Raw genomic sequence first — 16,178 nt, 5'->3', positions numbered from 1 at the left:
TGCATTCTTTTCCATACAAAAAAGCTTATTTTCTTTAATAGAAAATAAGCTTTCACACTAAAATATATTATAATTTAACAGCAATAATCATAAACCTCTTTGAATTCGTATGAATCCCCTTTTCAGAACTATTCGGGTCGATGAATTTTTGTAAAATAGTAAAATCCTCTTCCCCTTCTCCAAAATTAGGAATAATAGGCGTATGTTTTAATAAGAAAATGAGATCTTCAGGTGTACTGTAATAATCAGTAACATCATATTCACGTACTTGCACGAGTTCAAATCCTGCACTAATAAGTTCACTCATATACTTTTCTTTTAAAGTGCCATCTCTTTCACCTAAGCATTGTCCTCTGCCAAATGCTTCTTTAAGGTTTAATTTATCATGTTCACAAACTTGTTGTGTTAAGAAAAAAGCACCTTTTTTCATTACTTTTGCTAACTCAGATGCTAGAAACGGTGCATGACAACTAGAAGCAATATCAAAATAAGCATGCGGAAACGTTAAAGCTTCAGAACCCATTTGGAGAAACTCAACATTTTGTACACCTGCTTTTTTCAAGTTGGAATGTGCTGTTTCAATCATGCCATTAGAATTATCTATTCCAATTAACAATTTAGCTGAAGATGCTATGTTAAGTACATTTTCTCCTCCACCTGTACCTACATCAAGTAGCATGTCTGATGGTTTGCATCTTTCTTTCACTTCGCCATAAAAGTCCCAAGTGTCTCCTACCGTTTCACATTTCAGCTTACTGAAATCCCACCCATTTAATCTTCCTACTTTATCATAAAAGTTTATGTACTCTAATTCGTTCATTTTATTATTTCCCCTTTGTAAAATGCATGAAATGTTTAATACTGATGATTCTCAATATAGACTCATAGTTTATATTTTCGTAAAGCTTCTTTTATATCAAGTATGCATTTTTCATCCCCGAACTACTAGTTACTTCTAATAATATAGGATTTCATCTACCCCACCTCAATTGGAAGATTTTATGTGTAATAACATTATTTAATTATATATTATAAAATACAAATTACTAAAAAAGTACCTTTCTACAAAAACATTTAGTTTACATAATAATTTTATAGTCTATTATTATCAATAAATTCTAAATGTCCCCTACCCCAACCACACATACTATCCAACACAGCGCTTACCGTTTTTCCATGTTCAGATAAGCTATATTCCACTTTAGGTGGTATTTCTTGATACATTTCACGTTTTATTAGTTGATCTTGCTCTAATTCACGAAGCTGCTTCGCTAATGTTCCTTGAGATATATCGGGTATTAATCTCTTTAATTCACCAAACCGTTTCGTTCCATCTGTTAGCAAAATAAATAAAATCAATGGCTTCCATTTCCCACCGATTATTTGTAATGTCGCTATTACCCCTTTTAATTTAGGTTCTTGTAAATCCATCTTCTCACCTCTCCTCTCCTCTCCTCTCCTCTCCTCTCCTCTCCAATCCCATCATAGATCATAATAAATAATTTTTCATGTTATTTCTCCGTTCACTGACTCATTAGTACGAAAGTTGCGACTAAGTACAAGTAAAGTGCGTACTTTTCAATAACCATTTTTTAACGAATAATAAAAACAACACACATTTATTTTTAATTTTATATTAAGGGAGAGACTTAATCATGTCTTTTACTACATTAAAAGATAAACGAATCGTTATTATTGGCGGGAGTTCTGGTATAGGATTAGCAACAGCTACACAAGCAATTGAACAAGGTGCACATGTTATTATTGCCGGACGCTCAGAAGAAAAGCTAAAGGCTGCTCAAGAATTAATAAATAACAATCACCTTCAAACTTTTGTATTGGATAATCAAAATAAAGAGCAATTACAAGATTTTTTCAAGGATATCGGGAAATTTAATCATTTATTCACACCTGGAGCTTCTTACACACTTGGGCCAATAACCGCTACGGAGGAAGTTGCTGAAAGTAGCTTTATCGGAAAGTTTTGGCCTCAATATTATGCCGTAAAATATGCCATTCCTTTTCTTTCAAACTCTGGATCTATCGTGTTAATGTCTGGTGCATTTAGTCAAAGACCACTTAAAGGCGCACCTGCTTATGGAGCTTGTAATGGTGCTATTAAAAGTTTAGGAAAAGCTCTAGCTGTTGAATTAGCTCCGATTAGAGTTAATGTTGTTTCTCCTGGAACGATACGAAGAGAGAATGAACAAAACGAAAAAAGACTAGCTGCTTATGAAGATTATAAGTCTCTTTCTCTTGTACAGAGACCTGGGCATAATGATGAAATTGCACATACTGTCCTGTATTTAATGCAAAATGGGTTTACTACGGCTAGTGTATTATTTCCTGATGGAGGATACACATATCATTAAATTATTTAAGACAAAAGCCCCTTATTACGGTCGCTTTTGTTGCTAATGTAAACACTGCTGAAATTTCCAAAAAGATGGCTGCATTTCTTTAGTACCAACAGGTTGGTTTTTAGAGGATTCATTAAAGGAATCCATTACAATCCGCTCATTTTGTACATTTGCAAATAAAGTAGTGCTAGTAGTTGACGAATCGAATCTAGAAGTAATTTGTCTTAATATTTATGGATAAGTTGATAAAGAAAAAAGGCATATAAATAATGCCTTTTTTCTTTATCATCATTTAACTGGATAACAAACCTCTGTAACCCACTTATTAGGATCCGGTTCCATCGCTGGGCTCACATGATAAATATTAAACATCGGGCCTGCTAATTCGTAACCTTCCGTCTCAATCCATTTTGCGGCTGCTTCATTTACGTTTGTCATTTGTTCATAACTTCCGCTTACTGTTATAGAAGCTACTTTGATTGGCTCTATTTTTTGAAAATGAACATCTTTTGTATTTTCATGCTTTCCTAAGATATTTAGCTGTATTTCTATATCCACATCATTTTCTTTGTATTCTTGATCATGGAAGACAGCGATACTATAACTCGGGTGAGCCATACTAATATTTTTCATATGAATTTCTTGCATTAATATACTCCATAAATCGCCTTCACAATTATACGATGGAATAACCTTTCTAACAGTAGCTACATTTCTTTCTGGAATTTCTTTTATTGAAACATGATAATTCATCTTAACAACATCCTCTCTCATCGTTTTCATTGAGTTTTCGAGGAGACGTAATTGTTTTTGGAGGTTATTCATGTCTTCTTTAATTTGAGCACTACGATTTAAAAATTGCTCTTTTTTACTATCTATATTATCGCATTCTATTATTTCTTTGATGGTAGCAATATTAAACCCCATACCTTTTAACGTTTGAATTTGATTTACTTTCTTTAGTTGAGCCGCTGAATAATATCGATAACCACTTTGCTCATCGACTTTTACTGGCTGTAATAGCTCCACTTTATCGTAGTGTCTCAACATACGTATACTAATGGAAGATAATTTTGAAAAATCTCCAATTTTAAACATGGTTTCCTCCTAAAAATTCCCATCCACTTCGAAGCTCAACTTCATTTTAAACAATGACATCGTGTGAGAGTCAACTGTTTATAACAACTTGAACTATAATTCTTTAATTAATTACCTTCTTTCTGCCTTCTTAAGGCAATTAAGATTGATATTAGTCCGTTTACAGCAAATAAGATTATTATAATTCTAGTTAGTAAAGCTACATCTGCTGAAAATACTTCAATCGTATGCCACGGTGAATTTGTGCTATAAGTAAGAGATGGGATTAAAATAATTGATAATATTAGAAATAGACTCCCTATGAAAAACCAATTGAATTTTTTACGGTTTTTCTTATGTTTATATTTTTTAATTAACATAATTGATGTAACGGAAAGTGTAAGTATAACTAACGACATAACAATTTGTGTGATTGGGATATTTTTAGGAACTTCATGAGGTTCTTCACCATTCAAAATACTAATAATTCCCTTTTTCAATACCACTAGTGTCGCCTCTTCTAATACATGATTTTTATTCGTTAAAATCACACCACCCCAGCCGCTATTATTGAAAGTAAACATTTCAGCATGAGCATCGGGGGTAGATCCTGAATGCCAAATCATCGTTTCGTTGTCATTTAAATTCGTTGTTCTTAATCCAAACCCATAACTTTTTTCTGGATTTATTTTATAAAGTGGTGATAGATAAAGGTCAATGTTTTCTCTCTTTAAAAATTGAGTGTGCTCTTGGCGATTTAAAAACATAATATATTGAATCATATCTTCCAAATTCGCCGTAATATAACCATACGGTGCCCCAGCATTATCATAGGACACTTCACTTTTTCTTGGTATACCAAACCAAGATTGATAGCCTGTTAAATATCCTTTTTCATATGCACTATCTTTATTTGTTGCCGCACCATTCATTTTTAATGGCTGAAAAACATGCTTTTCCATATATGAAGAATATGTTTCATTTGTTACTTCCTCAATAAGTGCACCTAAAACAATATAATTCGCATTACTATATTGATATATTTCCCCTGGTGGAGCAGTTAATTTAACATTTGAAAGTTTCATTACATTTTCTTTTAATGATGTAGAACTTTTTAATTGCTTATCTGATAATGCTAAACCTTCAAATGTATTTATTCCACTCGTATGAGTTAGTAGATGTTGGATTGTTATATTCGAGGTTAATTGAGTATCTTTTAGTTTAAACCAAGGGAGATGTTGTTGAACTGGATCCTCTAGTTTTATTTTTTTATCTTCTATTAACTTTACTATAGCTAAAGCTGTTAAAGATTTACTTATTGAACCGATGGCAAACGGTGTTTTACTAGTTACCTTTTTTTCAGACTCTCCAGTAATTCCCCACGATTTTGCGAAGAATACATCTTTATGATGTACAATTGCAACAGAAGCTCCTGGAATGTTCTGCTCCTTTATAAATTTTTCAATGTACTTATCTAAAGTAACTTTAATATTTTGCTCAGCATAAACTTTTGGATGTACGATACATAATATTAATACATTACAAAGAATACAAATTTGAAATACTTTATAGATAATTTTCTTCATTATACTTTGGATAGCTTTCTTTTTTTATAACTTACTAGGCTAATAAATACTAATATAGAGAGTGTAAAACTAATCATTATTAATACATAGTTCCACCACTGATTCTCTGCTATACGATATAAAAGATTATAATTAAATGAATTTTTACTATGAGTTGAATGAAATGATTCAGTTAAAAATATTGAAAGTGTAGTTTGTGAGATGAGGTAAGTAATAAATGCGATGAATATGCCACTTAATAGTAGTGCATTTGATTTTCCATTTTCATTTTGAAATTGTTTCATTTTTACTCGTATATCAATTTCATTTATTTCCAAAAAATCTTGAACAAATAATTGAGGAGTTCCTAGATTATTTATACTATCCTCGCCATCTTCACGACATTCTTGAAAATGTTCTAATAATTGTCATTTAATATTTTCCCTTTCTTCTATGCTTATATCGTATTGCTTTAACTCTTTAAGTACGTCAGTTAAAAATTGCTGTTCTTTACCTTTTAGTTCATTCCTCATTTCAAAAGGTCTCCTTTCAAACCGCTTTTTAATAATGTTTGAATATCAGATTGCAATTCTAGCCACTCATTAATTTTCTTCTCAAGTCTTATTTTCCCGCTGTCATTAATTTCATAATAAATTCTAACTTTGCCACTGGCTGTTACTTCTTGATATGTATTAACCCATTCTTGATTTTTCAACTTAGTTAAAATGGGATAAATACTTCCTACTCCTTTCAACTTTAAATTGTGTACTTCAAGCTCTTTCATGATTTCATATCCATAACTTTTCTTTCTCGATAAAATCGATAATACACACATTTCTAAATGGCCTTTAATTAAACTTGTTCTGTCCATAGGATAAATTTAACAGAAATATATACTTCATTCAAGTATATATTTCTGTTAAATTTAAAAAATCAGATAATAAAACAAAAAGGTTTACACACAATCAGCACTCATGACCTATATTTATCTCTAATTTCCACTTTTATAATATAATTATTACATAATATATCAACCTTTTATCCCTTTTAGTTTTCATTCTCCCTTCCACTTATACTTCTTTCCGTAGTGAGAAATATTGTATGTGGGACATAAAAATACTAAAAAATCCAACTTCTTAATTTTGATATTAAGAAGTTGGATCTTCTTTCGTTATTTCGTAATAATCATACTGTGCTATTACATTCACCATTAAGAATATACGCTTAATATTAATTGTATTAGTGGTTTTAATAACACATAAACTAATAAAATTTTACTTGTTAATCTCCAGACATTCATAAACCGCCATCATATCTCGTTTATCCAACTCACGAATACGATTAAAAATCGGTATTTGTGCAACAGCCTCCGTTAATAAACTTTCATCCACAACATCACTAACTGTTCCAGTTAACCATGTTTGCACATCTATGCCATCAACAATTTCTTTAAGCCCTTCATCATTAATACCACTTGCATTACAAGTTACACATGGAATTGTTAATTTAAACACGCCATCATGTAGATTATCTTCAGTTATAACTTTCTTTCCGTTACAAAATGGACATGGGTTGCTTTTTTTAACTTTATTAATTTGTGTAACTAATTTTTTGTAACCAAATGCTTCGTATACATATGTTAGTTTTTTATATTTTCCATTTGTGAAATACTGATCTATAATGGTTTCTCTTGTTTCATAAACATTAGAAAAATCACAAATAGTTACTTGATTATTGGCGCTAATGGATTCTATATTCCCTTTAATTTCGTCCCAGAATGGTAAAACATTTTGTAACACCATTTCATAGTTTGAAAAACTTGCTTGTTCTAATTCAAACATTTTCAGTGCGACTTGTGCTTTTCTTGGCAATAAAGAAACATCTTCTGTCAATCTCATATCTCCACCTATTATAAACTTCAATTTAACGAGTGCCGGTAAATCACCAACTGTGTTCAACACTTCATCCATAGGCTGATTAATTATTTCACGAATGTCTGAGTTTCCAAACTTAAGCGGTTTATGATGATTTAAAACCGTCCCCTCACAAATTGGACATGTCATGATTTCTTTAGATTCCTTAATTTGTTCTTTAATAGCTGCTTTAGAAATAACAATATATCCACCAATGATCGTATTAAATCCTACCCATGTTCTACGTGTCTTACCTTTCTTATCATAAAATGATTTTTCAAAATACCCGTACCAAAATGTATGTTTTTCTTCTTCTGACATATCATTATAGCTCTTTGATAAATCATGACCGAGTTCATTTTTAATTTCTTCAAATAAAAATTCTATTTTTTCATATTGATAAAATTTCAATACTTTCATGATTTCCGGATCGAATAAACCATCCCAAAATGGAACATTTTTATCTTGTATTGTAATGTCTTTATTAAAGACTTCAATCTTAAGGCGACCTGAACAAGACGGACAGTGATTATCCTGTGAATAAAAATCAAAACTTCTCGTATCTTTATTGGTTGGATGGGCAGCTATAATTTGATTAATTAATCCACCAATCTCATATAAGAAACTATATTGACTATACAAATGTCTTTCAAGATCAATAGCAATTATTGGTGCAATTGTATCAGATTCATATTCGCCATAAATTAATCGGGCCATTGATGATAAACTTTTTAAAATCCCCCCCTTATAGACGTTTTCAGCATTTTTAAAATAGTTAATATGATTTTCTTTTACATAGTGAATTCCTTCTTTACGCTTGAGCGTTGAAGAAATATGTATTTGTGCAGCCTTTTTCACACTACTTTTTTGACGATAATAATCATCATGACTACTAACATCCAAATGCTCTACAGATTCATTCTGCCTTTTTCCAAAATCAACTATATAATCAGAGCTTTCTAACATGTAACTATTATGTTCAATCATTATGATTGAGACTGATTCATCTTGTAAAATCCCTCTGACACTATCTATAAATTGATTTAAAATATTTTGTGATAAACCTTTTGAAGGCTCATCAAAAATAAATAAAGTATGTGGGTTTCTTGTGTTGGCAAATAACTCCGACACTAAATGAACACATTGAAACTCACCTGTTGATAATGTTTGTGTTTTTCTTTCTAATGTTAAATAGCCGAGTCCTAATTTGATTAGTAAACTCAAGCGCTTATATACGATATCTTCATTTGGAAGATCATCAATAATATCCTCAATTGAACGTTCAAAAATATCATCAATTTCTTCACTATACTTTGTCAGTTTCTTTTTAATATCAAGGAAAGTAGCAACGGTTGATCGACTTGTAATTGACTGATTGCGATCTTGTCCTACCATAACAAGTTTGTCTTTTGGATATCGCTTTTGAAAATCTTTAGCGATACATTCATTAACAAGTGTAGATTTTCCACATCCTGATTCCCCTGTAACAGTTACAAGTCTATTTTTAGGAATCTGAAATTTAGTCATTTGGATATTTCGACAATATAATTCGCGAAATGTATAATATTCTGTTGGCATTTCGTTATTTCGTTCTGACAGTATTGGCTTTGGTCTTGGTGATTCTTTCACAATTTTCCCGCCATATTTTCCACTACCAGGTCCAAAGAATAATTGCTCATCAGTCGTATCCAGTACTGTATCTGAATGATCAATGAGCCAAATTTGATTTTTGCACCCTAACTTTTTGATTTCTTCTAATATTTGTAATAATGTTACATGATCAAGCCCCACAGAAATCTCATCAATAATAATTACTGCATTTTCACTTACTGCCATGAATTCAGCTAAGTAAAGTCGTGTTAATTCTCCACCTGACAACGTACCCATAATTCGATTTAATGTTAAATAGCCAATGTTCATATTAATAATATTTTGCAGTATATGCTGTTTTTCTTCACTAATATTTAATTCTTTTGCTAGTGAAAGAATAGATTCAACACTTAAATCATTAATATTTGAAATTGAATGCGGATTAGCGAACAAATCAATTTCATATTGTTCAATTTCTTCACTATAACGTTTTCCCTTACATTTTTTACACTCAACATTTTTTGTAGTACCACGACCTTTACAACCAGTACACCAGCCTAGTTGATTATTAAATGAAAAGACCTCTGGAGAAAGATTAAATACTTCAGCAAGTTTTTCCCGAACCGCTGTAAAAACACCAGTATGAGTACCAATCGTTGAACGCGGATTAGACGAAATCGATGATTTTCCTAGAAAAAGTACTAATGGCATTTCTTCCATCTTAATAGCACTAAAATTTGTTTCCATAATGTTAGGAAATAAATATTGATATTCAGCCTTTGGTAATAAAGAAACTAATCGTTTTTTTGACTCTTCACCAATTGTTTGGCAAAAAGTTGTTTTACCCGATCCAGATAAACCAGCAATTCCAAACGATTTATTAAATGGTATAGTTGCATCTAATTTATTTATGTTATTAGCAATTAATTGATTTACTTTCATATTAACCTCTATTCTTATTTTCTTTAAAAAACATTTTTATAATATAATAATTACACAATTAATATTACCAATTATGTAATTAACCTTTCAGTTCATGAATCTTAACCTTGTATTTTCCAAACCATTGTTGCCACTCATCTTTTGGAAATTCCTTCTCTTTTCCTTCTAACACGGAAGAAAAAAGTTCTAAACAAATATGCCAACCAGCAATATCTTTCGGTGTATGATCTGTTAATTCATGAATGAATTCTTTAAGAAGTAATAGGGATCCATTTCCTGCTTTATGTATTTCAAATCGGACACGACCTTTATCCCATTTGAATTCAAGTACTGCATTTAGTTGACACTCTAAAATATCAATATTTAAAAATGAACCGTCCATCATATCGAACTTTATCATTCCACCTGTTTTAAGATTTTCAATCTGCAAATTAGACATCCATTTTTTAAGCTTACTGTTTTCAGTTAACACAGACCAAACTTCCTCTATCGTATAAGGAAATTGGCGTTCAAATTTTACAATATACCCATTAGATTGTTTCTCTATCTCAGCTAACATATTTCTTCCCCTCACTCACGTACAGAATGTATGTTCTTATTTTACACGAATTTATGCATAAAAGAAATCTCTATGGCAACTAAATATTAATTTAATGTGTAGATGACATTTTGAAAATTCATTGATTTATTATAATTACAGCACAAATAAAAAAGCCGCATTTGCGACTCATGCACTCATACCTACTTTATTTGAATGACTTATCTTTTAATTGCGTCAACAACTAACGATGGAAAACCAAGTTTATCGCCTCGATTTCTAGAATCATACCTTTTCGAACGGAAAATAACACCGTCATTCGCATCCCATTCGTTGTAATAAAATTGACCATTTTCATCACAATACTCAAGTAAAACTACCTCAAATCCAGCCGTTTCAAACATTTTCGTTAATGTTTTGTAATTATGAACGATTTTATGACTTGCTGCTGGATGAGCTTTCGGACCAGGGCCCCTATTTGAACTATATTTTGATATGCCTCATCCTGAAAGAATGCATCAGGGACTCCGCACCGAATATGACCAGATGGTTTTAAAAATTCATAACAAATTTCAGCTGCTTTTACACCTTCTTCAAACGTAAGATGTTCTCATACATGCTCAGCTAAAATAGCTGAAATAGAATTGTATTCAGATCTTTCTTCCCAAGTGGTATTGTCTAGTAAATTAAGTTCATCTTCTTGCGTTTGAATCCAACCTGGATTATTATTAAACACTCCAGCTCCAACTACTACTTTAATTTCATCTTGTTTTATTACCATCATTTTCACCCCGTAAACATTTTGATTTATCAATATATTCTATGTTTACTATAACCTTTCCTGCTGCAACAAATTAAGAAACATATATCCCTCCTCTAATATGAGAGAAAAGTTTAAAGTAGTTTCTGAATGAACTAAGAAGCAAATTGGATTTATTAAATAAAACCATTCAGTCGAATGTAACTTTTCTATTATTCCGTTATATGGTACTTTAGCGAAAAAATGAATTGTTAAACGTCATAAAAATATAGTGATTATTATCACAACAAACGAATTAAGTGGAAATTCAGTAGCATGAGCCCGGTACAATACCGAACTCATGCCATTAAAATTGTCTAATGCGAAATCTGTCTAACGTTATGAAAACAGTTCATTATATGTACTGTTTTCATAACTATTTACACATGCTTTTTCTTACAGAAATATAACACACCAAACATTACCAAAATACCAACCACATAAAAAATTGTTGTACCACTGCCACCAGTATTAGGAATCATCCAATTATTCTTCGCATTTTTTACTGTTATTTTTTGTGTCCTTACTGCCTCTGTAATTTCTACCTCTATTGGATCTCTAAGTAACATATATCCGTTTGGTGCTTTTATTTCTTTAATCGTATATTTTCCTAGTACTAATTGCCTGGAAATCACCTTTCCTTTTTCATCTGTTGTTAATCTAGCAACTTCTTTCCCTTCTTTATCTAACACTTGAAATACAGCACCTTTTAGTTTTAAATTGATATCCTTGCCATCCACTTTCTCAATTTCAATTTTCCCACCCGGATCTGGCAATTTCTTATTTCCTATTTTCATTTCTATCACTTTATCTTTTTCTACTTTTACAGCTACTTTATCTTTCAATAATTCGTAACCTTTAGGCGCTTCTACTTCCACTAAGCTATAGTTTCCTATTGGTAAATCTTTAGATATCGCTTCTCCTTTTTCATCTGTTATTAGCTCTCCGACTATTTTTCCCTTTGAATCTTCTATATGAAACTTTGCTCCTGCTAGCTTTTTATTTTTATCATTTGTGTCTACTTTCACAAGCTTTATTTTCCCTATTGGATCTGGCAATTTTTTATTTTCTATTTTCATTTCTATCACTTTATCTTTTTCTACTTTTACAACTACTTTATCTTTCAATAATTCATAGCCTTTAGGCGCTTCTACTTCCACTAAGCTATAGTTTCCTATTGGTAAATCTTTAGATATCGCTTCTCCTTTTTCATCTGTTATTAGCTCTCCGACTATTTTTCCCTTTGAATCTTCTATATGAAATTTTGCTCCTGCTAGCTTTTTATTTTTATCATTTGTGTCTACTTTCACAAGCTTTATTTTCCCTATTGGATCTGGCAATTTTTTATTTTCTATTTTCATTTCTATCACTTTATCTTTTTCTACTTTTACAACTACTTTATCTTTCAATAATTCATAACCTTTAGGCGCTTCTACTTCTACAAGGCTATAGTTTCCTATTGGTAAATCTTTAGATATCGCTTCTCCTTTTTCATCTGTTATTAACTCTCCAGCTACTTTTCCGTTTGAATCTTCTATATGAAACTTTGCTCCTGCTAATTTATTATCATTATTATTACTATCTACTTTTTTTATTTTTATTTTCCCTGTACTAGGCTTGTTCCAATGTTTCCAGTTAAATTTGAAATTGTGAAATTCGAATCCACCAGTTTGTTGCACTGTACCGACAAATGCTTGTCCATTAATTGAACCGCCTTTTGTTTCTAATACAGCATTTGGAGCAAATACACTTCCAACAACACCATACCCCTCTGCTGTGATTTTTTTCGCATTAGGAAAAACCCAAACCACTTTCCCATATAGCTCAGTAAATGGTGAATCAGAAGAATAGGGTTGTGATGTAGGAATTATATCCGTAGCCCTTCCTATATCGTTCGTGTCATATAAAATAGACCCCTTATTAAAGGTAATCTCTCTTGCATCCGAATACATAACAATAAAATCTTTGTCCTTAGCATTGGGTAAAAATACATCTCTTATTTCTAAATTTATTTTCCCTGTCAATTCTGATGAAACATAAATATTAGGATTGTTTATCTCTTTTCCAATGCCAAAACTCATGTTTGGAATTGGGGTATTCGTTTTATATTGACCTGCATCTTGATTGACTTGGTTCACTATGTTACGAAACTCATTGAATTTCGCATCAATTTCTTGTTTTTCTTTAAAAACAATACGATCATAAGAAGATTGTATTGTACGATCTGGATCACTCTCTTTTGTCATAACGACTATTCCGTTTTGAATGATAAAAGATTCCTCTCTTGATTTTTTAAATTTTCCAGACAATAACAAAGACGGATATCCTTCATCACTCCATTTTTCGCCAACTATATTAGATGTACCTGCCGCTGCACCTACAATCGTATAACCTGATGCATCCATATCACCTTGAACTGCGATTGCACCTTCAACGTCTCCACCAACTGCTTTATGGTTCCCAAAGATAATCGCATTATAACGCGATATGTCACCTAAACCTTTTAAGTCTACCATGGATCCATAAACTTCTTTTGGTACATATATGACAAAACTTACACATATCATTAACAAAACCATTAAATGAATACTTACCAGCTTTAATCGTAGCCTCAATTTCCTTGTTCCCACCTTTACCGTATTTTTTCTACAGTTAAAAAAAGTGAACTTTAATCAGTACGGATTTACTTCATCCCTTCTATACCTTCCTTGCTTATCCCTAAATTAATGGATCCACTGCCCATTATTGCGGGATACATACAATCTATCTAGTTATTTTTTTCTTATTAATTACGACTAGAAACGCACATAACAATAGGATTGGAACTATTACCATCCACTTATTAAACATAAATACCTCTGTACTTATTTCTTGTTTTTCTTTCTGATTGAACTCTACACGCTCACCTCGAACGAGCAATCTATTTGTATTTACTCCATAAGGCGTACATGTAATTAATGTTGTATAATCTTTATTTTCCACAATTTGCAAATCGTCCGTTTCGTGTGGTAAAACTACTTTAATTTGATCTACTTTATAGGCAAGAATTTTGTCTAAAGAGTGAATATAAAAAAGATCTCCTTCACTCAACTTATCTAAATCTGAAAATAACTTTGCTGATGGTAAACCACGATGCCCGGTTAAAATAGTGTGCGTATTCTCACCGCCTACCGGGAGTGACGAATAATCCAAATGACCTATCCCCCGACTCAATACTTCTTCAGAGGTACCTTGATAAATTGGCAGTTTTATTTTAATTTTCGATATTTCAATATACCCCATTACATCACCTAAATTTAACGCATCGGCATACGCTTGTTGAATACTATTTTCCTCAGCAAATGTATCTGCAAATGTTTGCTTGGAAGTTTGGACTTGTTTATTATAGTCGGCTGCTTCTTTTTCCCTACGTTCAATTTCTTTCTTTTGTAACGCTTTAATCTTCTTATCATAAGAACTAATCTCAGAATAATGAGCACGAGTCGCCAACCAATTACTAATAGTAGGATATAAAAAAATACCTAATCCAAATAAAAAAATACCTCCTAAAAGAAGATTTCGTTTCATATTTCCACCTCTGTATATACTAAAATATCGAAAAGAGGAAAGCATTTTGCTTCTCCCCTTTTTACATCACATGGTTACATGTTCCTAAAACTTTATTTATTAGCAAACTTTTTCCTAAAGAAAACAAACGCTGCTGTTACCATTAACATAAGACCTAGTACAGTAAAAAGAGTCGTTCCTATACCACCCGTTACTGGAAGAATCCATCCACTTTTATTATTTTCTATCGTTAATTTAACCGTTTGATTATTTTCGCTAACCTTTACATCAATTGGGTCTTTTAATAATTGATAAGAAGCTGTTGTACCATCTTCTTTTGTATATGTTGGTGCTTTCGTTTCAAAAATTTGATAGTCTCCGTATGGAATGTTAGCCCATTTAATAACACCATTTTCATCTGATACACCTATTACTTCTTTTCCTGCTACAACAACTATTTTCCCCTTTTTATCTTTAAGTACAAACTCTGCACCTTTTAATTCCTTCTTATCATCACCATCAATTTTTGATAACTCAATAATTCCAGTTGTCGGAACAACAACTACTGGTTTAGATTCTTTATCTCCAATTACATCATTTTTATTTGTAAAATCAATTTTTGCTGTATTTAAAATTTCCGAACTAGATGGTATTCCTTCTTTTACTTGTGATTTAATTTGTAAATGAAATTCTTTTTTACCATCTAATTTTGTAAAGTCTTTTACTGTAGCTGTTACCTTTTGACCTTCTACAGTTACATCTACAATGCTTGCATTTACTTCCGCTCCATCAATCTTCACGATTGGCTTTCCTTGAATCACTAAACGATTGTCCAAAGTATCTGTTACCACATATTTTTTGTATTCTTTAATGTCTTCTGGAATTAATGTTTTAATATCATAATTGTAATTAGTTAACGGATTTATCGGTAGCGCTTCCAAATTCCCGTTAATCTTTTTATCAATAGTTGGTTCTTCATAGTTTTTCACTTCTACTTTAACTACTGTACCAGAAGTAATTGTTCCATCTTCATTAATTGTTCCGGAGTTCTTAATAAAAAACTCGCGTTTAGTTGGATCTATCACATAGCCTTTCGGAGCTTTTGTTTCTTGGAAATAGTATTCTCCATACTCTAATCCTTGCACACGAATATGACCATTAGCATCCGTTACTAACTCTTTTTTCACTTCTGTTCCATCTTTTTTAAATACAGAGAATGCTGCACCCGCTAATGCTTTATCGTTTGCACCAGTTTTTATTAAATCAACTGCACCGCGTTTAATCTCATTTTTTGGATACATATGAACATCATAGTTTAACACCTTACCCTCTTTATTCGTTAATGGAATATCTACTGTATACGTATTTGGATTTAGGTTAACATGTGGAGGGCCTGCCACCTCTTTCACTTCATAACGTCCTAGCGGAAGATCTTTTAATACAGCTTGTCCGTTATCATCAGTTACTACTTGAGACGGAGTTGCCCCCGTTACAGGTTTCACATCTTCTTTCACGATTTTTCCATCATTTGAAATTTTTTCAAACGATGCAACCCTTATTACTTCAAACGTTACACCTTTTAACGGTTTCGCATTTGTTGGCACCTCTTGATTTGCGGAACCATCACCTTCTACTCCTGTTGTTCCATCTTTTTCTTGTTCGTACTTATGAATCGTTAAAGAACCTTTGGTTGATGAAGCTGCCTTTACTAATACACTAGACCACGCTGAAAACGTTAAGAAAACAACTAGAAGCACACTTAATATTTTTTTCATTTCTCTATTATCCCCTTTACTACTTCTATCATTTTAAAAATCTATTTTTTTACTATTACCATCTAAAGAGCAA

11 protein-coding genes and 3 pseudogenes are annotated in these 16,178 nt (G+C 31.8%); 2 read left to right on the top strand and 12 right to left on the bottom strand.

The genetic code is table 11. From position 1 onward, the window contains the following. Nucleotides 1-67 precede the first annotated feature (67 nt). Both ACS2MN_RS03155 and ACS2MN_RS03150 read right to left on the bottom strand, forming a co-directional pair. A complete protein-coding gene (locus ACS2MN_RS03155) occupies nt 68-820 on the bottom strand; it encodes a class I SAM-dependent methyltransferase (RefSeq protein WP_346994183.1) in 753 nt (250 codons plus the stop codon). Nucleotides 821-1,092: 272 nt separating this feature from the next. Further along, nucleotides 1,093-1,431: a winged helix-turn-helix transcriptional regulator gene (locus ACS2MN_RS03150; RefSeq protein ID WP_000365531.1), complete on the bottom strand. Its 339-nt coding sequence runs from the start codon at nt 1,429-1,431 to the stop codon at nt 1,093-1,095. A gap of 224 nt (nt 1,432-1,655) precedes the next feature. On the opposite strand from ACS2MN_RS03150, the gene ACS2MN_RS03145 reads away from it, so the two are divergent. After that, entirely contained in the window at nt 1,656-2,372 is a 717-nt protein-coding gene (locus ACS2MN_RS03145; RefSeq protein ID WP_346994184.1) for an SDR family oxidoreductase, read from the top strand. Between the two features lie 276 nt (nt 2,373-2,648). On the opposite strand, the gene ACS2MN_RS03140 is transcribed toward ACS2MN_RS03145, so the two are convergent. The 7 genes and pseudogenes from ACS2MN_RS03140 to ACS2MN_RS03110 all read right to left on the bottom strand — a co-directional run bounded on the left by ACS2MN_RS03140 (nt 2,649) and on the right by ACS2MN_RS03110 (nt 10,769). After that, the gene (locus ACS2MN_RS03140; protein WP_087969214.1) at nt 2,649-3,458 is read right to left on the bottom strand and encodes a MerR family transcriptional regulator; all 810 of its coding nucleotides are present in this window, start codon (nt 3,456-3,458) and stop codon (nt 2,649-2,651) included. A 107-nt stretch (nt 3,459-3,565) separates the two neighbouring features. Then, nucleotides 3,566-5,023, bottom strand: a complete 1,458-nt coding sequence (locus ACS2MN_RS03135) for a serine hydrolase domain-containing protein (RefSeq protein WP_000721129.1) — start codon at nt 5,021-5,023, stop codon at nt 3,566-3,568. Next, nucleotides 5,023-5,535 (bottom strand): annotated as a pseudogene (locus ACS2MN_RS03130) (hypothetical protein). Before ACS2MN_RS03130 ends, ACS2MN_RS03135 begins: the two are co-directional and overlap by 1 nt. After that, nucleotides 5,532-5,873, bottom strand: a complete 342-nt coding sequence (locus ACS2MN_RS03125; protein WP_000376294.1) for a PadR family transcriptional regulator — start codon at nt 5,871-5,873, stop codon at nt 5,532-5,534. Before ACS2MN_RS03125 ends, ACS2MN_RS03130 begins: the two are co-directional and overlap by 4 nt. Before the next feature lie 403 nt (nt 5,874-6,276). Continuing rightward, entirely contained in the window at nt 6,277-9,447 is a 3,171-nt protein-coding gene (locus ACS2MN_RS03120) for an ATP-binding cassette domain-containing protein (protein WP_346994185.1), read from the bottom strand. A gap of 79 nt (nt 9,448-9,526) precedes the next feature. After that, nucleotides 9,527-10,006 carry an SRPBCC family protein gene (locus ACS2MN_RS03115; RefSeq protein ID WP_000879006.1) on the bottom strand — a complete coding sequence of 160 codons (480 nt, stop codon included), beginning with the start codon at nt 10,004-10,006 and terminating at the stop codon, nt 9,527-9,529. A 200-nt stretch (nt 10,007-10,206) separates the two neighbouring features. Beyond that, a pseudogene (locus tag ACS2MN_RS03110) lies at nt 10,207-10,769 on the bottom strand (class I SAM-dependent methyltransferase). Between the two features lie 255 nt (nt 10,770-11,024). On the opposite strand from ACS2MN_RS03110, the pseudogene ACS2MN_RS03105 reads away from it, so the two are divergent. Next, nucleotides 11,025-11,105 (top strand): annotated as a pseudogene (locus ACS2MN_RS03105) (IS3 family transposase); the annotation flags it as partial. Nucleotides 11,106-11,164: 59 nt separating this feature from the next. Here ACS2MN_RS03105 and ACS2MN_RS03100 read toward each other — a convergent pair. From ACS2MN_RS03100 to ACS2MN_RS03090, 3 genes are all read right to left on the bottom strand, one after another. After that, nucleotides 11,165-13,399, bottom strand: a complete 2,235-nt coding sequence (locus ACS2MN_RS03100; protein ID WP_438894658.1) for a SpaA isopeptide-forming pilin-related protein — start codon at nt 13,397-13,399, stop codon at nt 11,165-11,167. 148 nt (nt 13,400-13,547) lie between these two features. Next, nucleotides 13,548-14,351, bottom strand: coding sequence for a class C sortase (locus ACS2MN_RS03095; protein WP_346994187.1), 804 nt, complete (start codon nt 14,349-14,351; stop codon nt 13,548-13,550). Nucleotides 14,352-14,443: 92 nt separating this feature from the next. Continuing rightward, nucleotides 14,444-16,105 carry a SpaA isopeptide-forming pilin-related protein gene (locus tag ACS2MN_RS03090; RefSeq protein ID WP_346994188.1) on the bottom strand — a complete coding sequence of 554 codons (1,662 nt, stop codon included), beginning with the start codon at nt 16,103-16,105 and terminating at the stop codon, nt 14,444-14,446. Between the last annotated feature and the right edge of the window lie 73 nt (nt 16,106-16,178).

Origin of the sequence: Bacillus cereus group sp. BceL062, assembly GCF_051780025.1 — a bacterium.
Classification (GTDB): Bacteria; Bacillota; Bacilli; order Bacillales; family Bacillaceae_G; genus Bacillus_A; species Bacillus_A toyonensis.
The sequence above is the reverse complement of the archived record's forward strand: the minus strand, read 5'-3'. Positions and strand labels throughout refer to the sequence as shown.